The 19,353-nt window shown below is 56.2% G+C and carries 21 protein-coding genes, 1 other RNA gene and 1 pseudogene; 13 read left to right on the top strand and 10 right to left on the bottom strand.

Features of this window, described 5'->3' with window-relative positions; genetic code table 11:
- Window positions 1-138 precede the first annotated feature (138 nt).
- Both glnK and amtB read left to right on the top strand, forming a co-directional pair.
- Window positions 139-477 (top strand): P-II family nitrogen regulator, encoded by a 339-nt coding sequence (glnK, locus tag CWR52_RS07130; protein ID WP_008503304.1) that lies wholly within the window; start codon window positions 139-141, stop codon window positions 475-477.
- Window positions 478-512: 35 nt separating this feature from the next.
- Complete coding sequence (amtB, locus tag CWR52_RS07125; protein WP_008503303.1) at window positions 513-1,802, top strand: ammonium transporter AmtB; 1,290 nt, start codon at window positions 513-515, stop codon at window positions 1,800-1,802.
- A 96-nt stretch (window positions 1,803-1,898) separates the two neighbouring features.
- On the opposite strand, the gene tesB is transcribed toward amtB, so the two are convergent.
- On the bottom strand, window positions 1,899-2,759 hold the full coding sequence (gene tesB / locus CWR52_RS07120) for an acyl-CoA thioesterase II (protein ID WP_023293157.1): 861 nt from the start codon (window positions 2,757-2,759) through the stop codon (window positions 1,899-1,901).
- A gap of 203 nt (window positions 2,760-2,962) precedes the next feature.
- Here tesB and CWR52_RS07115 point away from each other — a divergent pair, with 203 nt between their 5' ends.
- The gene (locus CWR52_RS07115) at window positions 2,963-3,490 is read left to right on the top strand and encodes a YbaY family lipoprotein (RefSeq protein WP_045909766.1); all 528 of its coding nucleotides are present in this window, start codon (window positions 2,963-2,965) and stop codon (window positions 3,488-3,490) included.
- Between the two features lie 30 nt (window positions 3,491-3,520).
- Here the strand turns inward: CWR52_RS07115 and CWR52_RS07110 are convergent.
- Window positions 3,521-3,918, bottom strand: a pseudogene (locus tag CWR52_RS07110) (MGMT family protein).
- A gap of 84 nt (window positions 3,919-4,002) precedes the next feature.
- On the opposite strand from CWR52_RS07110, the gene ffs reads away from it, so the two are divergent.
- The 3 genes from ffs (at window position 4,003) to CWR52_RS07095 (ending at window position 4,825) form a co-directional block, all read left to right on the top strand.
- An RNA gene (gene ffs / locus CWR52_RS07105) (signal recognition particle sRNA small type) lies at window positions 4,003-4,099 on the top strand.
- 262 nt (window positions 4,100-4,361) lie between these two features.
- Window positions 4,362-4,613: a hypothetical protein gene (locus CWR52_RS07100; protein WP_023310587.1), complete on the top strand. Its 252-nt coding sequence runs from the start codon at window positions 4,362-4,364 to the stop codon at window positions 4,611-4,613.
- Window positions 4,610-4,825 (top strand): hypothetical protein, encoded by a 216-nt coding sequence (locus tag CWR52_RS07095; RefSeq protein WP_008503298.1) that lies wholly within the window; start codon window positions 4,610-4,612, stop codon window positions 4,823-4,825. Before CWR52_RS07100 ends, CWR52_RS07095 begins: the two co-directional genes overlap by 4 nt.
- 82 nt (window positions 4,826-4,907) lie before the next feature.
- Here CWR52_RS07095 and CWR52_RS07090 read toward each other — a convergent pair whose 3' ends face one another.
- Window positions 4,908-6,329 (bottom strand): PLP-dependent aminotransferase family protein, encoded by a 1,422-nt coding sequence (locus CWR52_RS07090; RefSeq protein ID WP_104949252.1) that lies wholly within the window; start codon window positions 6,327-6,329, stop codon window positions 4,908-4,910.
- Window positions 6,330-6,415: 86 nt separating this feature from the next.
- Here CWR52_RS07090 and CWR52_RS07085 point away from each other — a divergent pair, with 86 nt between their 5' ends.
- The 3 genes from CWR52_RS07085 to CWR52_RS07075 all read left to right on the top strand — a co-directional run bounded on the left by CWR52_RS07085 (window position 6,416) and on the right by CWR52_RS07075 (window position 11,368).
- Window positions 6,416-7,027: a YczE/YyaS/YitT family protein gene (locus tag CWR52_RS07085; RefSeq protein ID WP_104949251.1), complete on the top strand. Its 612-nt coding sequence runs from the start codon at window positions 6,416-6,418 to the stop codon at window positions 7,025-7,027.
- A gap of 78 nt (window positions 7,028-7,105) precedes the next feature.
- Window positions 7,106-8,176: a LacI family DNA-binding transcriptional regulator gene (locus tag CWR52_RS07080; protein WP_104949250.1), complete on the top strand. Its 1,071-nt coding sequence runs from the start codon at window positions 7,106-7,108 to the stop codon at window positions 8,174-8,176.
- A gap of 102 nt (window positions 8,177-8,278) precedes the next feature.
- Window positions 8,279-11,368 carry a beta-galactosidase gene (locus tag CWR52_RS07075; RefSeq protein WP_104949249.1) on the top strand — a complete coding sequence of 1,030 codons (3,090 nt, stop codon included), beginning with the start codon at window positions 8,279-8,281 and terminating at the stop codon, window positions 11,366-11,368.
- 38 nt (window positions 11,369-11,406) lie between these two features.
- Here CWR52_RS07075 and CWR52_RS07070 read toward each other — a convergent pair whose 3' ends face one another.
- A complete protein-coding gene (locus tag CWR52_RS07070) occupies window positions 11,407-12,216 on the bottom strand; it encodes a nickel/cobalt efflux protein RcnA (RefSeq protein ID WP_104949248.1) in 810 nt (269 codons plus the stop codon).
- A gap of 132 nt (window positions 12,217-12,348) precedes the next feature.
- Here CWR52_RS07070 and CWR52_RS07065 point away from each other — a divergent pair, with 132 nt between their 5' ends.
- Window positions 12,349-12,621 (top strand): metal-sensing transcriptional repressor, encoded by a 273-nt coding sequence (locus CWR52_RS07065; RefSeq protein WP_063144750.1) that lies wholly within the window; start codon window positions 12,349-12,351, stop codon window positions 12,619-12,621.
- Here the strand turns inward: CWR52_RS07065 and CWR52_RS07060 are convergent.
- Window positions 12,614-14,179 (bottom strand): EAL domain-containing protein, encoded by a 1,566-nt coding sequence (locus tag CWR52_RS07060; protein ID WP_104949247.1) that lies wholly within the window; start codon window positions 14,177-14,179, stop codon window positions 12,614-12,616. The two genes, CWR52_RS07065 and CWR52_RS07060, sit on opposite strands and share 8 nt — an antisense overlap.
- A 220-nt stretch (window positions 14,180-14,399) precedes the next feature.
- On the opposite strand from CWR52_RS07060, the gene CWR52_RS07055 reads away from it, so the two are divergent.
- Window positions 14,400-14,660 carry a type B 50S ribosomal protein L31 gene (locus tag CWR52_RS07055; protein WP_006176933.1) on the top strand — a complete coding sequence of 87 codons (261 nt, stop codon included), beginning with the start codon at window positions 14,400-14,402 and terminating at the stop codon, window positions 14,658-14,660.
- 2 nt (window positions 14,661-14,662) lie between these two features.
- On the top strand, window positions 14,663-14,803 hold the full coding sequence (ykgO, locus tag CWR52_RS07050; RefSeq protein ID WP_003859006.1) for a type B 50S ribosomal protein L36: 141 nt from the start codon (window positions 14,663-14,665) through the stop codon (window positions 14,801-14,803).
- Here the strand turns inward: ykgO and CWR52_RS07045 are convergent.
- Window positions 14,800-15,510, bottom strand: coding sequence for a GNAT family N-acetyltransferase (locus CWR52_RS07045; RefSeq protein WP_069720245.1), 711 nt, complete (start codon window positions 15,508-15,510; stop codon window positions 14,800-14,802). The two genes, ykgO and CWR52_RS07045, sit on opposite strands and share 4 nt — an antisense overlap.
- Window positions 15,511-15,611: 101 nt before the next feature.
- On the opposite strand from CWR52_RS07045, the gene CWR52_RS07040 reads away from it, so the two are divergent.
- Window positions 15,612-17,072: a PLP-dependent aminotransferase family protein gene (locus tag CWR52_RS07040; protein WP_104949246.1), complete on the top strand. Its 1,461-nt coding sequence runs from the start codon at window positions 15,612-15,614 to the stop codon at window positions 17,070-17,072.
- Here the strand turns inward: CWR52_RS07040 and CWR52_RS07035 are convergent.
- The 4 genes from CWR52_RS07035 to tomB all read right to left on the bottom strand — a co-directional run bounded on the left by CWR52_RS07035 (window position 17,044) and on the right by tomB (window position 19,009).
- Window positions 17,044-17,511, bottom strand: coding sequence for a YlaC family protein (locus CWR52_RS07035; protein WP_104949245.1), 468 nt, complete (start codon window positions 17,509-17,511; stop codon window positions 17,044-17,046). The two genes, CWR52_RS07040 and CWR52_RS07035, sit on opposite strands and share 29 nt — an antisense overlap.
- Before the next feature lie 117 nt (window positions 17,512-17,628).
- Window positions 17,629-18,180, bottom strand: a complete 552-nt coding sequence (gene maa, locus CWR52_RS07030; protein WP_045909755.1) for a maltose O-acetyltransferase — start codon at window positions 18,178-18,180, stop codon at window positions 17,629-17,631.
- A 208-nt stretch (window positions 18,181-18,388) separates the two neighbouring features.
- Window positions 18,389-18,607, bottom strand: a complete 219-nt coding sequence (locus CWR52_RS07025) for an HHA domain-containing protein (RefSeq protein ID WP_008499287.1) — start codon at window positions 18,605-18,607, stop codon at window positions 18,389-18,391.
- A gap of 27 nt (window positions 18,608-18,634) precedes the next feature.
- Window positions 18,635-19,009 (bottom strand): Hha toxicity modulator TomB, encoded by a 375-nt coding sequence (gene tomB / locus CWR52_RS07020; protein WP_008499288.1) that lies wholly within the window; start codon window positions 19,007-19,009, stop codon window positions 18,635-18,637.
- Window positions 19,010-19,353: the final 344 nt, after the last annotated feature.

Raw genomic sequence — 19,353 nt, 5'->3', positions numbered from 1 at the left:
TTTTTCACCGGTTCATTTATCAGGACCGTGTAACGCACATCGCACCGCGATTCCCTCCTGTTTTCATTTCTGGCACATCCCTTGCAATACCTTCCTCGTAAGCTGCGGCCATTACCGAATTCTGACTGGAGGGGATCTATGAAGCTGGTTACGGTTGTAATCAAACCATTCAAACTCGAAGACGTGCGTGAAGCATTGTCTTCAATGGGTATTCAGGGACTGACTGTCACCGAAGTGAAAGGCTTTGGTCGTCAGAAGGGTCATGCCGAGCTTTATCGCGGGGCGGAATACAGCGTTAACTTTCTGCCAAAAGTAAAAATTGATGTCGCGATTGCTGACGATCAGCTTGATGAAGTCATTGATGTCATTAGCAAAGCGGCCTACACCGGCAAAATTGGCGACGGCAAAATTTTCGTTGCCGAACTGCAGCGCGTCATTCGCATCCGTACCGGCGAATCTGACGAAGCGGCTCTGTAATTAACGCCTGGCACACAGTGATAGGGATCGAGAAAATGAAGATAGCAACACTTAAAACGGGTCTGGGTTCGCTGGCGCTGCTGCCGGGCCTGGCGCTGGCTGCTGCCCCTGCGGTGGCCGACAAAGCCGATAACGCCTTTATGATGATCAGCACCGCGCTGGTGCTGTTCATGTCCATTCCGGGCATTGCGCTGTTCTACGGCGGCCTGATCCGTGGCAAAAACGTTCTCTCCATGCTGACGCAGGTTGCCGTGACGTTCGCACTGGTCTGCGTGCTGTGGGTGGTTTACGGTTACTCGCTGGCGTTCGGCACGGGCAACGCCTTCTTTGGTAACTTCGACTGGGTGATGCTGAAAAACATTGAACTGACCGCGCTGATGGGCAGCTTCTATCAGTATATTCACGTGGCGTTCCAGGGCTCCTTCGCCTGCATTACCGTCGGGCTGATTGTGGGCGCGCTCGCCGAGCGTATTCGTTTCTCTGCGGTCCTGATCTTCGTGGTGGTCTGGCTGACGCTCTCCTATGTGCCGATTGCGCACATGGTCTGGGGTGGCGGTCTGCTGGCGACACACGGTGCACTGGACTTCGCAGGCGGTACCGTTGTTCACATTAACGCCGCGGTCGCGGGTCTGGTGGGCGCATACCTCATTGGCAAACGCGTGGGCTTCGGTAAAGAAGCGTTCAAACCGCACAACCTGCCGATGGTCTTTACCGGTACCGCGATCCTCTACTTTGGCTGGTTTGGCTTCAACGCCGGCTCAGCCAGTGCCGCGAACGAAATTGCCGCACTGGCCTTCGTGAACACCGTGGTGGCCACGGCGGGTGCAATCCTCTCCTGGGTATTTGGCGAGTGGGCGGTGCGCGGTAAACCTTCCCTGCTGGGTGCCTGTTCAGGTGCGATTGCCGGTCTGGTTGGTATCACCCCTGCGTGTGGTTATGTCGGTGTCGGCGGCGCGCTGCTGGTCGGTCTGGTGTCCGGTCTGGCGGGTCTGTGGGGTGTCACCGCACTGAAACGTGTTCTGCGCGTGGATGACCCTTGCGATGTGTTCGGCGTGCACGGCGTGTGCGGGATTGTCGGCTGTATCATGACCGGTATCTTCGCGGCGAAATCACTCGGTGGTGTGGGCTATGCAGAAGGCGTCACCATGGTTCATCAGGTGCTGGTGCAGCTGGAAAGTATTGCTATCACCGTGGTGTGGTCTGCCGTTGTCGCGTTCATCGGCTATAAGCTGGCGGACATGACGGTTGGTCTGCGCGTACCGGAAGAGCAGGAGCGCGAAGGTCTGGACGTCAACAGCCACGGCGAGAATGCGTATAACGCGTAATAAACAGCAAAACGGCAACCTTAGGTTGCCGTTTTTAGTGTGTATTCCCTCTCCCCGTGGGAGAGGGGCAGGGTGAGGGCATCTGGCCGCACAACATCAACCTCTGTTACGCATTACCCCTTCCTGCACCGTTGAAGCGACCAGCACACCGTCCTGAGTATAAAACTCCCCACGCACAAACCCGCGGGCACTGGATGCCGACGTACTCTCCACGCTGTAGAGCAGCCACTCATTCATGTTGAAGGGACGGTGGAACCACATCGAGTGATCGATCGTCGCGACCTGCATCCCTTTTTCCAGGAACCCAACGCCGTGCGGCTGCAGCGCCACCGGCAGGAAGTTGAAGTCAGACGCATAGCCCAGCAGATACTGATGAACGCGGAAATCTTCCGGCACGGTGCCGTTGGCACGGATCCACACCTGGCGTTTTGGCTCGGCGGTGTGGCCCTTCATCGGGTTGTGGAATTCGACGGGGCGGATCTCAAGCGGCTTATCGCAGAGAAACTTCTCTTTGACCTGCGGCGGCAGCAGATGCGCCAAGGCGCGAGCGATATCCGTTTCCGATTTGAGATCGTCCGGCGAGGGGGCAGGGGGCATGACTTTCTGATGCTCATAACCCGGCTCTGGCGCCTGGAAGGAGGCGGTCATGTAAAAGATCGGCTTACCGTTTTGAATGGCCGCGACGCGGCGCGCGCTGAAGCTGTTACCGTCTCGCAGAACTTCAACATCATACACGATGGGTTTCGCGCTATCGCCAGGGCGTAAGAAATAGCTGTGGAATGAATGCACCAGACGGTCTGCCGGGACAGTCTCCTTTGCAGCGTACAGCGCTTGTCCAACGACTTGCCCCCCGAAGACCTGGCGTAAGCCTAAATCTTCGCTCTGTCCGCGAAAGAGTCCTTCCTCAATTTTTTCCAGATTCAGTAATGTCAGCAGATTGTTCAGTGCCTGACTCATAGTTGTCCTCAATAAACGCCGTAGCGAAAGATAGGCAGAGTATAACGCAGAAATGAAAGTGGTCCGATGGGTAGAATAATCTGAATATCGGGATGATTTCAGGCATTAATCAGTGAGTTGTGCCACACTTAACTACGTTATGTGATTGAAACGACATCGGATGGGATCGATCCCGCTGGTGCATTGATGATAAGGAGACTTCAATGAAACTCGTGCCTATGCTAAGTGGTGTAGCGATTGCGGTGGCGTTGTCCGCCTGTGCCGGTAAGAGCGCCCAGGTGCCAGTGCCAGCAGCTGACCCGAACGGGATTAATACCCTTTCGCAGCAGTCCATTCAGCAGCCTAACGTTTCCGGTACCATCTGGATTAAACAGAAAGTTGCGTTGCCGCCGGATGCGGTATTAACGGTGACATTGTCCGATGCTTCCCTGGCCGACGCACCGTCGAAAGTCGTGGCTCAGCGTGCCGTCCGTACTGAAGGCAAGCAGGCGCCGTTTAGCTTCGTGTTGCCGTATAACCCGTCGGACGTGCAGCCTAATGCCCGTATTCTGCTGAGCGCAGCGGTCACCATCAACGGTAAGCTGGTGTTTATCACCGATACGGTCCAGGAAGCGATTAACAATGGTGGGACCAAAATCGACCTGAACCTGGTGCCTGTGCAGCAGACCGAAGTGCCGATCGCCCCGCAGACCAATCAGCCGTCCCTGCCAACCCCACCCACTCAGATGTAATGGGTATTCCCCTCTCCTTCGGGAGAGGGGTTAATACACCCACCGGTACTTCTGCAGATCGATCTGACCCGACCCTGACACCTGCACCCCCTCTGAAAGTAACGCCTGACGCTGACGCTGGAGATCCGGCCCGGTGAGCGAGATGACACCATGACGGTTCACCACCCGATGCCAGGGCAGCGTACTGCCTTCCGGCAGCCGTTTCAGGACGCCTCCAACCTGTCGCGCCGCGCGCGGGGAACCGGCCAGCCGCGCGACATCACCATAGGTGGTGACATAGCCCTCCGGGATTGAAGCCACGATTTGCCATACGCGCTGTGGAAAGGAGTCGTGCTCGTCCATACCTTCACCTGTGGGGAGTTTCTGGAGAGCCATGGTAAACGAAGATCGTCATGATTGCTGCGCCTGTTTGCGCAAGAAACCAGCATCCGGTTCCTGGCGGCTTGCAATTGGGCCTTCGCACAGGGATAATGTGCCAGCGCGTTGGTTATCAACGCTCTCAATGGGGGCTCTGTTGGTTCTCCCGCAACGCTACTCTGTTCACCAGGTCAGGTCCGGAAGGAAGCAGCCAGGGCAGACGACGTGTGTGCCGGGATGTAGCTGGCAGGGCTCCCACCCATTTCCGCCTTCATAAAATCTTCCTGCTTTCAGCTCTCACTTTTGACCGCTATCCCACATTAATATTATGCCTATATCGTGTAATATATATTTCATCCCGCTGCAATATTATTGTCATAAACTTGTAATAATAGTCGGGCATTTTATTATTGGACGGTTATTTTCTGGCATAACTCAAAAAAATATATATCTGGATAACATTGTTAACTTCGTGTATTAAATAAAGTACTTATTCCGAAGGGAAGTGACAAACATGGCTACAGCGGTGTTAAACGTTAAGATTGATGATGCGCTGAAAGAAAGACTTCGCCACTATGCGGAAGTGAATAACGAGAATTTAAGCGTGACGACAGAGAAACTGCTGCTGCTGGCGTTCGAAGCAGTAGAAGAGGCGGGAGTATCGGAAGAGGATATTGATAATCAGCACACGGAAGAAGAGAGTGTTTCTCCTTTTACTCCTAAAGAAATCAAGGCTCTACGCAAACTTCTGAAGAAGAGAAAATGAAACAACAACTGTCAACTGCCAGTGACTACAAAGAGGCCTGCGACCTGCTGCGTTCAGGCTACGTGAAGCATGTACGTCTTGGCTGGAATGTCGGAAGTGATGAGTTCTTTCGTATTGCGTCTGACTGGTGTGATACTGGCGCAAAAATAAAGAAAGACGGTGAAAACTTCGTTATTTCACTGAAAGGTTTTCCTATTCCTGCTCAGCATTAATTCCGGATGGGTGAAAACTGCTGACTGTATCCGTGACAGTCAGCAGTTTTTATTTTTTATGATCGGCTTCAAACTTTTGCTATTAAACCACGCTGCGTTTAACGGCTGGCACGTTTTTATTCAGGGCGAGCCATAACGGTTTAATCCTCAGCAGCGCCTGTTCAAGCTCTGTTGGCTCGAGCGAGAAGGGCATCCGCAAATAACGGTCAAACGCGCCCGATAAGCCAAACCGCGTACCGGTTCCCAGATTAATCCCCAGAATCTCAGCCCGCGCGGCAAGCTGTGTCGCCAGCATGCCCGGTAGCTCGATCCAGTAAGAGAGCCCGCCTTCCGCTTCATGGAATTTCCAGTCCGGGAAATGTTCACGCAGCAGTTCACCGCATCGATTGCGTCGTTCCGCCAGCATTTTGCGGCGGGCGGGTAGAAACGTCTCGCTGTTGTTGATGAGCCACAGCGCCGCCAGTTGTTCCAGCAGTGGCGAACCTAAATCGAGGGTATCCCGCGTCTGGGCAAGCGTGGCGATCGTGCGCGAGGAGGCGCGGATCCAGCCGAGACGCAGCCCGCCCCAGAAACTTTTTCCGGCGGAGCCTAAGGTGATGACGGTGGCCTGCGGGTTAAAGGAGGCCAGCGGAGGCGGAGGAGGGGCGTCAAACCAGAGATCCACCATCGTTTCATCCACCACCAGCGCCGTACGGGTTTGCGCAGCAATATCGGTAATGGCCTTGCGCGTCGCAATATTCATACAGCGCCCGGTGGGGTTATGAAAATCAGGCATCAGGTACGCCAGGCGCGGCGCGGTTTGGGCAAGCGTGGCGGCGAAACCATCCGTATCCCAGCCCGTTTCCGGCAGCGACACCCCCACGGGCCGACACTGCGCGCCCTGAATGGCGGCAATCGCCAGCGGATAGGTGGGGTGATCGACTACGACGCGATCACCGGGCCCGGTCATCATCCGCAGGACCAGCGCGAAGCCGCTGACGGCGCCATTGACCACCATCACTTCGTCTGCGCGGGTGGGAAGACCCCGCGCGGTATAACGCGCAGCGATGGCCTCCCGCAGCGTTGGCAGTCCTAGCTGATCGTAGCCCGTCAGCGAGAGGTGCTGCGTAATGGCCGTGAGCGCATGGGTATACGCCTGGTGGATCTCCGGCCCGGCATTGAGGGCGGCAGTGGAGAGATCCAGTGCGGCACTCGCTGCGGAAAGCGTGGGAACGGCGCGCGTATCCGGGAGGATCACGCGTGACCCGCTGCCGTGGCGGCTCTCAAGATATCCCTCCTCGCGCAGATGGGCGAGGGCGCTGCTGATGGTGGTCCGGCTTACGTCCAGCGCCGTGGCCAGCTCGCGCTCTCCCGGTAGCCGTGAATTCAATGCCAGACGTCCATCAAGGATTAACAGGCGCAGCGCATCGGCCAGCTGCCGCCAGAGCGGCGTGCGGGATGAGGTTTGCTGCCAGTGGCCTAAAAGGCGTACCAGAGACTGGCTTCCGAAGCGACGTGATGACATATGCAGTCCACTATTTGAAAACTGGACATTAATCATAGTGCCATTTTAGGTCAGGATGAAAGCCTGGTTCACTGGAGAAGATAAAAATGGTACGTCGTCTGCTACAACTCTATGTCGGTTTAGGACTGTATGGCCTGTCCACCGCGATGTTTATTCGTTCCGATTTGGGTGTCGATCCCTGGGATGTTTTTCACCTTGGGGTGGGGATACAGCTGGGGATGACCATCGGGACGGTGATCATTTTAACCGGTGCTGCGGTGCTGCTGCTGTGGATCCCCCTGCGCCAGATGCCGGGCCTTGGCACCATCAGCAATGTGATTTGTATCGGTCTGGCGGCGGACGCCAGCATGGCGCTTATTCCTGAACTGGATTCGTTACCTGTGCGCATCGCTTTCCTGGTGTCGGGCATCGTGATGAACGCGATTGCGACCAGCATGTACATTGGCGCCGGTTTTGGCCCTGGCCCGCGCGACGGCCTGATGACCGGCATTCATGCCCGGTTAGGGTGGTCCATTCGCAGCGTGCGTACCTCCATTGAGGTGTCCGTCCTGCTGATTGGGTGCGTGCTTGGCGGCACGTTTGGGGTGGGAACCCTAGTGTATGCCTTGACCATTGGCCCCCTTATCCAGCTCTGTCTGCCCTGGTTCCGCCAGAAGCCGCGCATTGAAGAAATACCTCAGCCGGAGCGGGTTGTCTAAATTTGCGAAGCGCTCACATGCTTTAACGGCGTCGCTGTGCCACAATAATGGGCCATGACTCACGCGATGCCACAATGCATGAAAGCGATCACTCTCTATGATGTCGCCCTCCTTGCGGGGGTTTCTTATCAGACCGTCTCTCGCGTCATTAACGACGCGGAGCATGTCTCTGCCCGCACACGGGAAAAGGTGCAGCAGGCGATGGCGGAGCTGCACTACGTGCCTAACCTGCGGGCACAGCAGCTGGCGGGTAAACGCACCCGCACGCTGGGACTCATCACCACCGATCTTGCCCTGCATGCGCCCTCGCAAATTGTGTCGGCGGTAAAATCACGTGCGGCCGAAAAAGGGGCGAGCGTCCTTATCTCCATGGTCGAGCAACCGCAGCAGTGTCAGGCCGCGCTTCAGGCGCTACTGGCGCAGCGGGTGGACGCGCTGCTGGTGAATGTGCCGCTCGACGATCCTGACGCCGAAGCGCTCAGGGCGCTGGCATCACCTGTTCCGGTGCTGTTCCTTGATGTCTCGCCTTCAGCGCAGGTAAACAGCCTCGTGTTTAACGCCGGGCAGGGGGCGCATCTTGGCGTTGAGCACCTGCTTTCGCTGGGGCATCAGCGCATTGCGCTACTGAGCGGGCCGGAAAGCTCGGTCTCTGCTCGGGCGCGTCTGGCAGGATGGAAAGCGGCTCTGGCCCGCGCGGGGCATGACGCCGCTGCGGTGGTCTACGGGGACTGGAGCGCGGCCAGCGGATATGAGAAGGGGTATCTGCTGTTATCTGCGGCGACATTACCGGACGCGATTCTGGTGGCGAACGATCAAATGGCGCTCGGAGTGATGCGCGCCTGTGCTGAAAAGGGGATCGCGATTCCAGGTCAGATGTCGGTGGTCGGGTTCGACGATACGGCTGACAGCGCCTGGTTTTCCCCGCCGCTGACGACCATTCGCCAGGCATTTCGCGAGGCGGGCGAACGCAGCGTGGAGTGGCTGCTGGCCCCCACCGAAGGCGAGACGTGCTGGCAGGTTCAGCTGCCGGTGGCGCTGGTTACCCGGCATTCCAGCGCGCGCCGCGCGCCACAGCAGGCCGAACGCGAGGAGCTGGCGCAGCAGCTCAGAAGCCTTGCCTTGCTGGCCGAGCAGCTTGCCCGCAAATAAAACTTTGTGATCGGACTCGCTACCCTGCGATCGAACGCTTTACCGTCGAATAATGCCAGGGCATGTTAACCAAAATTGTGAGCGCTTCGCAAAGAGGTTGATATGTCTCATACACCTTCGCTGACCCTCAGCGACATCCTGGCCCGTCGGGACTGGGAAAACCCCGGCGTTACCCAGTGGAACCGCCTGCCTGCACACGCGCCATTGCACAGCTGGCGTAATGAATCTTCCGCCAGGGATGACGCTGGATCCCTCAGCAGGCGCTCCCTCAACGGGATCTGGCGGTTTAGCTACTTTTCTGCTCCCGAGCGGGTTCCTCAGGCATGGGTAACAGAAGATTGCGCTGATGTCGTCGCGATGCCCGTGCCGTCTAACTGGCAGATGCAGGGGTTCGATACGCCCATCTATACCAATGTCACCTATCCGATCCCCGTAAACCCACCTTTTGTACCGCAGGAAAACCCGACCGGTTGTTACTCGCTCACATTCGACGTGGATGACGCCTGGCTTCAGAGCGGGCAAACCCGAATTATTTTTGATGGCGTGAACTCGGCGTTCCATCTGTGGTGCAACGGGCAGTGGATAGGCTATTCCCAGGACAGTCGATTGCCCGCCGAGTTTGACCTCTCGGCGGCATTACGCCCCGGGCAGAACCGCCTGGCGGTCATGGTCTTGCGCTGGTGTGACGGCAGCTATCTGGAAGATCAGGACATGTGGCGCATGAGCGGCATTTTCCGTGATGTCTCCCTGCTGCATAAGCCGGAGACGCACATTGCGGATTATCATGTGGTCACCGATCTGAATGCGGAGCTGGACCGCGCGGTGCTGAAAGTCGAGGTCGCGTTGACAGGCGCTGACTACGCGGAGTGCGACGTGACGATAACGCTGTGGCGCAACGGTGAACGCTGTGGCAGCACTACCCAACGGCCAGGCTCTGCCATTGTGGACGAGCGCGGCAACTGGGCCGAGCGGTTAACGGCGGCGATCCCGGTTACAGCCCCCGCGTTATGGAGTGCGGAAACCCCGGAACTCTATCGCCTGACGATCGCGCTTTTGGATGCGCAGGGCAGCGTGCTGGAGACGGAAGCCTGCGATGTCGGCTTCCGCCGGGTTGAAATCAGCAGCGGCCTGCTGAAGCTCAACGGTAAACCGCTGCTGATCCGCGGGGTTAACCGGCACGAGCATCACCCGGTAAACGGCCAGGTGATGGACGAAGCGACGATGCGTCGCGATATCGAGATCATGAAGCAGCACAACTTCAACGCCGTGCGCTGCTCGCATTACCCGAATCATCCGCTGTGGTACCGGCTTTGCGACCGCTATGGGCTGTACGTTGTTGACGAAGCCAACATCGAAACCCATGGCATGGTGCCGATGAGCCGCCTTGCTGACGATCCGCGCTGGCTGCCCGCCATGAGCGAGCGCGTGACCCGTATGGTGCAGCGCGATCGTAATCATCCCTCAATTATCATCTGGTCGTTGGGCAATGAGTCCGGCCACGGTGCAAACCACGACGCGCTGTACCGCTGGGTGAAATCCACGGATCCGACGCGTCCTGTGCAGTATGAAGGTGGCGGCGCGAACACGGCGGCGACCGATATTGTCTGTCCGATGTATGCCCGGGTCGATCAGGATCAGCCCTTCCCGGCAGTGCCTAAATGGTCAATCAAGAAATGGATCGGCATGCCGGATGAAACACGCCCGCTGATCCTCTGCGAATACGCCCACGCGATGGGGAACAGCTTCGGCGGGTTCGCGAAATACTGGCAGGCGTTTCGCAGCCACCCTCGCCTGCAGGGGGGATTTGTCTGGGACTGGGTCGATCAGGCTCTGACGAAGCAAGATGAAAAGGGCAATTCGTTCTGGGCATACGGCGGGGACTTTGGCGATAAGCCAAACGACCGACAATTCTGCCTGAATGGGCTGGTCTTTCCCGATCGCACGCCGCACCCGGCGCTGTACGAGGCGCAGCGCGCCCAGCAGTTCTTCACCTTTACGCGGGTCAGCACCTCTCCGCTGGTGATTGAGGTGCAAAGCGGCTACCTGTTCCGCCATACCGATAACGAAGTGCTGAGCTGGACGGTCGCCCGGGATGGGGAGGTGCTGGCTTCGGGCGAGGTGACGCTGGCGATAGCCCCTGAAGGCGCTCAGCGTCTGGAGATCGCTCTGCCAGAATTGAAAGCCGAGCCGGGGGATGTCTGGCTGAATGTTGAAGTGCGCCAGCCGCGTGCAACGGCGTGGTCACCGGCTGACCATCGCTGCGCGTGGGAGCAGTGGCCGCTTCCGTCTCCGCTGTTTGTCGCACCGCCAGCCTCTGCGGGCGAGCCGCCGGTTTTGACGCAAAACGACCGCATCCTGGCGATCGCGCATCGTCAACAGCGCTGGCAGTTCGATCGCGCATCCGGAAACCTGACCCAATGGTGGCGAAATGGCGTGGAAACGCTGATGTCACCTCTGACGGATAACGTCAGCCGTGCGCCGCTGGACAATGATATTGGGGTGAGTGAAGCGACGAGGATCGATCCGAATGCCTGGGTTGAACGCTGGAAAGCGGCGGGCATGTACGATCTCACCTTACGCGTTTTGCGCTGCGAGGCAGAGCAGCATGCGGGCGAAGTCGTGGTCAACACCCTTCACGTCGGGGAGTATCATGGCAAAACGCTGTTCCTGAGCCGTAAAGTCTGGCGGGTGGATGACCAGGGGAAGCTGCACGGCGATATTCAGGTCGATATTGCGTCCGATATCCCGGAACCCGCACGTATTGGCCTGAGCGTTCACCTCGCCGAAACGCCGGAAAACGTGTCCTGGCTGGGGCTGGGGCCGCATGAAAACTACCCGGACAGAACGCTGGCGGCGCAGCAGGGGCGCTGGACATTACCCCTGGCGGAGATGCACACGCCGTATATCTTCCCGACGGAAAATGGTTTGCGCTGCGATACGCGGGAGCTGGTGCTGGGAACGCATCAGCTACATGGACGGTTCCATTTCTCGGTGAGCCGCTACAGCCAGCAGCAACTGCGCGAGACAACCCATCACCATCTGCTGCGGGAAGAGCCGGGGTGCTGGCTCAACCTCGACGCGTTCCATATGGGCGTGGGCGGCGACGACTCCTGGAGCCCCAGCGTTTCACCGGAATTCATTTTGCAGACACGCCAGCTTCGCTACGCCTTTAGCTGGCAGCAAAATCCTTAACTGACCGAGAGATGCGGCCACAGGGCGTGGCCGCAGGCTTACGCCATAATGCCGCTCAGACCGTGCAGGCTCATATAAATCCCTACCAGGGTAATCAGCGCAGCGGAAATCCATGGCGCTTTACGGGAAAGTTCATTAAACCCGGGCCAGCGTTTTGTCGCGTGCTTAAGGCTTAAGGCGGCAATCGCGCCGGAAGCGACAAGCGTTAACGCCAGTCCAATACTGAAGCTGAACACCAGCGTTGCACCGAGGGCAAAATGCTTCAGCTGCAGGCAGATCAGCAGAACGGTAATGGACGCCGGGCAGGGGATAAGCCCGCCGGTCAGGCCAAACATAACGATCTGTCCTGTGGTGACGTTTTGTCCGCTAAAGCGCCGGTTGATATCCTGCGCGTGCGCACGTTGGTGGGCATCCTGCCACTCCTCTTCAACCAGCGGGTGTTCGTGGTGGTAATGATCATGATGATGGTCATGGTGGTGATGATCGTGATGGTGATGATCGTGTGGCTGGCTCTCTTTCCAGGTTCGCCACGCCATCCACAGGGCGATCGCAACGATCAACACCCCGGAGATCAGCTGGAACCAGGGTTCGGACGTATGCGCATCCCATCCCCGCCCAAACCATAATCCCGCCATAGCAACGAGCCAGACCACCGCCGTATGGGAAAGCGTGGCCGCCAGGCCGAGCAGGACCGCCTGTTTCAGCGTACCGCGGATAGCCACGATAAAGGCGGCCATCATGGTCTTTGAGTGGCCCGGTTCCAGGCCATGCAGCGCGCCAAGCAGGATGGCGCTGGGAACAAACAGCCAGGCATTACCCTGTTGCAGAAGTGAAGCAAAATCGGTCATGGGGGATTCCGGCATGGAAAATGTCTGCAAATACTACTCCCCCCCAGTAGGCTAATACTACCCCCCAGTAGAAAAATACTCAGGGGGAGTAGAGCGTGTTATGCTTTAAAAGCCAAAAATAAGGATAGAGAGATGTCACATACCGTTCGCGACAAGAAAATGTTACTGACTCGGCTGAAGAAAATTCAGGGCCAGAGTAACGCCCTGGAGAAAATGCTGAACAGCGATCACGAATGCGCCGAGGTGTTACAGCAGCTGGCGGCGATCCGCGGGGCGGTCAATGGCATGATGATGCAGGTGATCGAAGGGCATTTAACCGATCATGTGGTGAAAGAGCCTGAAGAAGCGCAGCGTGAAGCCGATCTCGGCGTGGTGTTGCGGGTGATGAAATCCTATCTCAAGTAGCGTGCGTGCCGAGGTTATTCTCTGCCCAGAGAATAAATTCCGCTTTTGGCAGCGCTTTGCTGTAGTACCACCCCTGCCCGTATTGCACGCCGTGCTGGTGCAGCCAGGCGAGCTGCCCGGCGGTTTCGACACCTTCCGCCACCATTGCCAGCTTCAGCGACTTTGCGATTTCAATGATGTGTGGCGTCACGTTTTTATATTCCAGCGCATCCACGAACGATTTATCAATTTTAAGCGTGTCGACATCCAGATCCTGCAGATAGCTCAGGCTGGAATAGCCCGTACCAAAATCATCTATATAGACAGGGTGCCCCGAACGGCGGAATGCAGCGATAGCCGGCGCGCTAATTTTGGGATCGGCAAAGCCGCGCTCGGTGAGTTCAAGGGCGATTTGGCTCGGGTGGACCTTCCATTTGTTCAGCAAGTGACTCAGCAGCGGCGGCAGCGTGCCGGAGGTCAAATCGGCGGGCGCGAGGTTGATGGAGATATGCTGATCGGGGTGAAGGTGCAGCCAGTTGCCCATATCCTCGAACACTTTTTCGATAACGAGCTGCGTCAACTGGGAGATAAGCCCGGTTTGCTCGGCAAGAGGAATAAAAATATCAGGCGAGAGGCTGCTTCCGTCCGGCTGTGGCCAGCGCGTCAGCGCTTCTGCGCCGACAATTTTTCCGCTACACAGCGCCACGATGGGCTGATAGTGAACCACAAAATCGCGGCTGTTAATGGCATCGAGCAGGCGGTTGCGCGGCGACTGGATGCGACGCAGTATCCGCAGGACAAAGAGCGCGGCAAGCAGGCTTATCAGGATGCCGAAGGGCAGCCACAAAAGCAGCTGCCGGTGCCAGGTTTCCGCCAGCGGTTTGAGCGTAGCCCATGCAACGACGGTAAACCCCAGTTCAGGGACGGGCTTCATAACGTACATTGAACCGTCGTACTGTATGCTGGTCATCTCCTGACCTTTGATCATGTCACGGATATGCGGATCGAGTGTATTGCTGCTGGCGAAGATGCGGCGTGTGGTATTTCCTACCAGGGCAGCATCAATCGCTATCTCGCCGAAAGGGATGACATCCACCAGTGAGGCCGGATCGACCAGGACAAGGTAGTGACCTTGCCCCAGCACGGCCATGTAGCGATGAAACCCAAGATCGTTTTGCGTGGTCAGCCATGCGCTGTAACCGTCTTCGGTAATGCGCATCGGCGGGGGGAAAGGGGCGGCATGGCTGGTTTGCTCAAGAGAGGAGCAGAGCGGCCTGAGGTTGTCGATATAAATCACTTCCTGAATGTATCGCCACGAGAAAGCGACCCGTCGCATCTCTCTTAACTGCAACGGGCTGCACGGCACGCCTTCAAAGGCCTGCAGATGATTAAGCGCTTCTTTCGCCTGATCCACGACCTTGTCGGTGCGTATCAGCACGCGTGAGGCATAGTTTTCCAGCGCATCGACAAATTTATCTTCCGCCTGGCGATGGGCCAGCCAGATGCTCAGGCAAATGGGGACCAGCACGGAAAAGATGAGTACGCCAGTCACCAGACTGACCAGATGTCGGGTTTTCATGCTGTCGTGTCCTTCCTCGTATACCCGTTCCTGAGTACTGAGTTCCCTGCCTGAAGAGAAAGATTTTACCGCGAAATGATATAGTTATAGCACGTGGGTGGCCTGGTTTTCATTTTATCTCAGGTAAACCAGAAATTATCGTCAGAGGGGAGGGGTTGTTTTTTGAATCTGGCCTGGATATTATTTTGTTATGTTATAACAAAACATAACAGGATTGACGATGAAACCCAATATCCATCCCGCCTATCGCACCGTGGTCTTCCATGACACCAGCGCGAATGAATACTTCAAAGTGGGCTCAACCATTAAGACCGACCGCGAAATTGAACTCGACGGTGAAACGTATCCATACATCACCATCGAGGTTTCTTCAAAATCGCACCCGTTTTATACCGGTAAGCAGAAAACGTTCTCCACGGACGGTAGCGCAGCGCGCTTCCGCAAGCGTTTTGGTGGCTTTCTCAATGCGAAGCGGGGCTAACCATGCAGGTACTTAACTCATTGCGCAGTGCAAAACAGCGTCACCCGGATTGCCAGATAGTCAAACGCAAGGGACGCTTGTACGTGATTTGCAAATCCAATCCGCGCTTTAAGGCGGTTCAGGGACGTAAAAAAAGACGCTAAACGCGCGTTTCTCGCCAGCTTTCCAGGGATCTTTTCTGTTTGCCATCGGCAGTAAAATTGTCGGTGGCAAGCCAGCTCTCAAAGGCGTTCGCCAGCGTCGGCCACTCTTTATCGAGAATCGAAAACCAGTCGGTATCCCGGTTATGGCCTTTTATCACCAGCGCCTGACGAAAACGCCCCTCAAACTGAAAACCCAGACGCAGTGCCGCTTTGCGGGAAGGTTCGTTCAGGCTATTGCACTTCCACTCATAACGCCGGTAGCCCAGGGTATCGAACACATACCGCATCAGCAGATATTGCGCCTCTGTCGACATGGGCGTGCGGCTTAACAGAGGCGAGAAGTGAACGTGCCCCACCTCCACGACCCCGTTTTTAGGATCAATCCGCATCAGGGACAGCGTCCCGACCGGAGACCGGGTCTGGTTATCGATAACGGTAAAGTGTATGGGGTCGGATAACTCACTCACGCTCGCCACCCATTCGGCAAATTCCTCTGCGGTAGCGTCGGGTTCACGCAGCAGCCACGTCCAGCTGCGCGTATCTCCGGCCAGGGAATAGGCGGAGAACAGCGCGTTGGCATGTTCCACGCGCAGCGGTTCAAGGCGACAATACCGGCCCTGAAGCACGACCCGGGATGGGGGCTGACGAGGTTGCCAGTCGCTAAGCGCTTCGCCCACTGGCTGTCCGAACTGATTGAATGTCTTCATCTTCATTTCCGTGACGTTGAAAAGAGTTTCAGACTAGTGAATTGCTGGTTCCTTAAAAAGAACCACTGCGCTATGTTTTTATGGTGCCACGAGGAGGCGAGATGAATATACCGGGTGATGAATTTTATACCTTGCTCAACGCAGCCCTGAAAAAACGCGGGGAAGAGACGCTCCAGCGCGCGCTTTATCTTGCTTTACGGGAGGCGATTCTGTGCGGAAGACTCCTGTCCGGCAGCCAGCTTCCCGGTTCGCGAACGCTGGCCCAGCAGCTCTCCCTTTCCCGCAATACCGTCAATGCGTCGCTGGACCAGCTCACGCTGGAAGGGTATTTGCAGCGTAACCGCCAGGGAACGCGGGTGGCACAGCTGGCTTACCGCTCGACCACCCGGACATTGCCGGACCCTGACATCAGGCTCGCCCGGCGGGTTGGCCTGCTGCCTGCGCCGGTGCAACGGGATACTCCGGTTCTGGCATTTACGCCGGGGACACCCGCCATCAACTATTTCCCTCTGCCGCTGTGGCGGCGATTGTACGATCGCGTGATGCGGGAGGAGGGAAATGCCCTGCTGGGGTATGGCGACCCGGCCGGTGAACCGTCGCTGCGGGCAGCGATTGCCCGGCATCTCGCCCTGTCCCGCGGTATCGACTGCGACGCGAGCCAGATTGTGATCACGGAAGGCGCGCTTGAGGGCGTCAACCTGTGCACAATGCTGCTGAGCGAGCCGGGGGATATCGCGTGGGTAGAAAACCCCGGCTATAGCGGGGCAAAAAGCGCGTTTGTTAAAACCGGCCTGACCATGACGGGGATCCCGGTTGATGACGAGGGGATGTGCTGGGAGGGACTGAATGCCCCTTCTCCCTCGTTAATTTTTACCTCACCTTCACACCAGTTCCCCTTCGGGAGCGTGCTCAGCGCCCAACGGCGTCTGGCGCTGCTGGAGCTCGCCCGGCAGCACAACGCGTGGATCATAGAAGACGATTACGACAGCGAATTCCGTTATGCCGGAGAGCCCGTGCCGGCGATGCTGGGAATGGTCAATAATGCGCCCGTGGTTTATCTCGGGACGTTCAGTAAAACGCTGTTTCCGTCGCTCCGAATAGGGTTCATGGTCTTGCCGCCTGCGCTGGCCAAGGCGGTTCGTCCGGCCATCGGCTCGCTGTTGCGCGGTGGGCATCGTGCCGAACAGCGCACGCTTGCGCTGTTTATCGAAGAAGGTCACTATGCCCGTCATCTTGCCGCCATGCGTCGGCTCTATCGTAAACGATACCGCCAGCTGCGAGAGGTGCTGGGCGCAGAGCTTCATGCGCCGCACCGGATTCTGGCCGGTGAAGGCGGGATGCATCTGACGCTGGCGATAGACGATATTGATGACCAGAAACTGGTGGCGCAGGCGAGGGCGTTTCAGCTGGCACCCGCTGCATTGAGCGGGTACTACCTGGAGGCGAAGCAGGGGCAAACCGGTCTGGTTTTAGGTTACGGCAATACCTCTGCTTCTCAGTTTGCCCCGGGGATCCGGCGTCTGCAGGCGTTAATTACGCAGCAGCAGGGCGCGAAAGGGTAAAGACGTCATAGAAAGAGAGCTGACCTTTGGTAGAGACCATTTTCTGCAGCTTCTCTTTTTGCACGGTTTCAACGGCCGGAGAGTGCAGGATGCTGTCGATCAACTCCTCTGGCACGTAACGCGTGTTGTACCATTCGCCGTTATAGCAGACCCGAAAATCGAGGACGTCGATATCTTCGTAACGGTAGCGCGGATTCACGTCGAAAAAGAAAAAGGCGTTAAAGACCACAAACAGCACCACCAGCAGCCAGACGGAGTCCACCAGCGTTTCAGACTTCAGCATCACAATAAGCGTCGCCAGCCAGGCGGCATACATGGCGACAAACAGTCCAGGATGTTTGCGAATAAAGCTAATGCTAAAGCGCGGGCGATTGTCGCGCTTTTCGCGGAGGTTAAGATCGTCGATGGTGGCGATGAGCAGGCGCTGTATCTCGGTCATTTTTTGCCTTTATGAGAGTTGACAATACAGGGTGTCTGCCAATTTTAGGGGAGCCATTGGGCTGAAAAAAGTAACAGTCTGGCGCTAAAAGACCATAACAGTTGACTCCCCACTCCCTCAGAGCGTTTTAATGATTTTTGCCGGATTGCCGCCCACGACAACGTTAGCCGGGACGTCTTTCGTCACCACGGCACCGGAGGCCACCACCACATTATCACCAATGGTGACGCCAGGGTTAATAACCGCCCGTCCACCGATCCAGACATTATTCCCAATGGTGACGGGTTTGCCAAACTCCACGCCGCTGTTCCGTTCCTCTGCATCCAGCGGATGGGTGGCCGTATAAATATGCACACCCGGCGCGAGCATGCAGTTATCGCCGATACGAACGGGGCAGACATCCAGCATCACGCAGTCGAAGTTCGCGTAAAAGTTTTTACCCAGAGAGATGTTATATCCATAGTCGCAGCGGAAGCTCGGTTCGATATAAGCGCCTTCGCTTTGCCCCAGCAGTTCCGCCAGGATGTTCTGGCGTTCTGTCTTTTCATCGGGCGCGGTGTGGTTATAGCGGTACACCAGATGGCGGGCCCGCAGTCTGTCGGCCCGTAACGTCTCATCGCCGGGGCGGTAGTGTTCACCGGCAATCATCTTCTGTTTTTCTACGCTCATAGGAAACCTCTCTGGAAATGATTACCGCAGGGTAATAGGAACAGGCCAGGAGGGGAACGTTCCCGAAAAGCCGATGTGACTTTCGTCACAACAATGTTGCTGATAAACACGTTTTACACGGAGACCTGGCCTGGGCACAGGGAGCATAACGGGATAGGTAAAAACAGCTTAGAACGTGGCGTAGAACTCTACAGACACCCTTCAAACATTAACGGACAAATTTCCATACAGAAGTAGGGATTTTGTCATACAGCTTATTCATGGTCAGTTCAGCAAGACGATGGTCCGCGGCTGAATAAAATACGGCCAGTTCATTATCAGAAAGCTCGTATTTATTCTTTTCAATGACGCGTTCGAGCGTGTCAATTGACTGGCAACGTCGTAAGCGCATCAAATAATCGATTTTTGTGAGTGGTTTATCAGACATAAATTCACCTTAGTAATTGTAATAATTTTAACAGGAAAGACTAACCGGGTTAGCTCTGCTCACGTTGACGAAACAGCGGAATAGCCGGTTTCCCGATTTACGCCATTTTTGCAAATCCTGGGCGTTAATGCCGTAACTACTGAACAACATAAAGGTGTCGTCCAGGTATTCATCAATTTGCTCAATGAGCTTATTATCTTCATTGTACTTAATTTTATAATTAAGTGCGAAGGTTGCGATATGCTCTATCAGCTCATTCAACTGTAAATTGATGGCAGACGTTGGGTCGTTTACCCAGCCATGGTTACTTTCATCAAGGTTGGCAAGGCAGTCATGGTACAAGGATTCGCAGAGAAATTTCAACTGCGCGATATCATGCCTTTTTGGCGAGTACTCGTCCATAGCGCATCCCCTTCTGAGTGATTTCTTACTCACCGAACATCATAGTCGGGATGGATACAACTGACTTAGCTACATGAGTGCTGTGTTCCTGATAACTTAACTATAAGCCACTCCTTCCTGGATTTCATCGCGCTATTACGAAAAATTACAAATAAAACCGTAGACTGCGAGAACGTACGCAATGTTCCGTCCTGGGCACCTTTTTTTATCCAAATTAACGCGATTTCTTATCGCTTCCTTACGTTTCATTGGCTTAGCAAAACGGCCTGAAAAGTTCAGATTCGAACTTATCTTTGTCAGAACTTCCTATTAGGAATATTCCTAATGGCTTAAGCGGGGAAATG

Origin of the sequence: Enterobacter sp. SGAir0187 (assembly GCF_002952735.2) — a bacterium.
Taxonomy (GTDB): domain Bacteria; phylum Pseudomonadota; class Gammaproteobacteria; order Enterobacterales; family Enterobacteriaceae; genus Enterobacter; species Enterobacter quasiroggenkampii.
The sequence above is the reverse complement of the archived record's forward strand: the minus strand, read 5'-3'. Positions and strand labels throughout refer to the sequence as shown.

Excerpts from the sequence above, each read along its gene's own strand:
- CWR52_RS07095 (WP_008503298.1), top strand. The coding sequence starts at position 4,610 with ATGAAACAACAACTGTCAACTGCCAGTGACTACAAAGAGGCCTGCGAC.
- ykgO (WP_003859006.1), top strand. The coding sequence starts at position 14,663 with ATGCAGGTACTTAACTCATTGCGCAGTGCAAAACAGCGTCACCCGGAT.
- CWR52_RS07025 (WP_008499287.1), bottom strand. The coding sequence starts at position 18,607 with ATGTCTGATAAACCACTCACAAAAATCGATTATTTGATGCGCTTACGA.
- CWR52_RS07060 (WP_104949247.1), bottom strand. The coding sequence starts at position 14,179 with ATGAAAACCCGACATCTGGTCAGTCTGGTGACTGGCGTACTCATCTTT.
- CWR52_RS07080 (WP_104949250.1), top strand. The coding sequence starts at position 7,106 with ATGAAAGCGATCACTCTCTATGATGTCGCCCTCCTTGCGGGGGTTTCT.
- glnK (WP_008503304.1), top strand. The coding sequence starts at position 139 with ATGAAGCTGGTTACGGTTGTAATCAAACCATTCAAACTCGAAGACGTG.
- maa (WP_045909755.1), bottom strand. The coding sequence starts at position 18,180 with ATGAGCGTAGAAAAACAGAAGATGATTGCCGGTGAACACTACCGCCCC.
- CWR52_RS07115 (WP_045909766.1), top strand. The coding sequence starts at position 2,963 with ATGAAACTCGTGCCTATGCTAAGTGGTGTAGCGATTGCGGTGGCGTTG.
- CWR52_RS07085 (WP_104949251.1), top strand. The coding sequence starts at position 6,416 with ATGGTACGTCGTCTGCTACAACTCTATGTCGGTTTAGGACTGTATGGC.
- CWR52_RS07075 (WP_104949249.1), top strand. The coding sequence starts at position 8,279 with ATGTCTCATACACCTTCGCTGACCCTCAGCGACATCCTGGCCCGTCGG.
- CWR52_RS07040 (WP_104949246.1), top strand. The coding sequence starts at position 15,612 with ATGAATATACCGGGTGATGAATTTTATACCTTGCTCAACGCAGCCCTG.
- CWR52_RS07065 (WP_063144750.1), top strand. The coding sequence starts at position 12,349 with ATGTCACATACCGTTCGCGACAAGAAAATGTTACTGACTCGGCTGAAG.
- tesB (WP_023293157.1), bottom strand. The coding sequence starts at position 2,759 with ATGAGTCAGGCACTGAACAATCTGCTGACATTACTGAATCTGGAAAAA.
- tomB (WP_008499288.1), bottom strand. The coding sequence starts at position 19,009 with ATGGACGAGTACTCGCCAAAAAGGCATGATATCGCGCAGTTGAAATTT.
- amtB (WP_008503303.1), top strand. The coding sequence starts at position 513 with ATGAAGATAGCAACACTTAAAACGGGTCTGGGTTCGCTGGCGCTGCTG.
- CWR52_RS07045 (WP_069720245.1), bottom strand. The coding sequence starts at position 15,510 with ATGAAGACATTCAATCAGTTCGGACAGCCAGTGGGCGAAGCGCTTAGC.
- CWR52_RS07035 (WP_104949245.1), bottom strand. The coding sequence starts at position 17,511 with ATGACCGAGATACAGCGCCTGCTCATCGCCACCATCGACGATCTTAAC.
- CWR52_RS07055 (WP_006176933.1), top strand. The coding sequence starts at position 14,400 with ATGAAACCCAATATCCATCCCGCCTATCGCACCGTGGTCTTCCATGAC.
- CWR52_RS07100 (WP_023310587.1), top strand. The coding sequence starts at position 4,362 with ATGGCTACAGCGGTGTTAAACGTTAAGATTGATGATGCGCTGAAAGAA.
- CWR52_RS07090 (WP_104949252.1), bottom strand. The coding sequence starts at position 6,329 with ATGTCATCACGTCGCTTCGGAAGCCAGTCTCTGGTACGCCTTTTAGGC.
- CWR52_RS07070 (WP_104949248.1), bottom strand. The coding sequence starts at position 12,216 with ATGACCGATTTTGCTTCACTTCTGCAACAGGGTAATGCCTGGCTGTTT.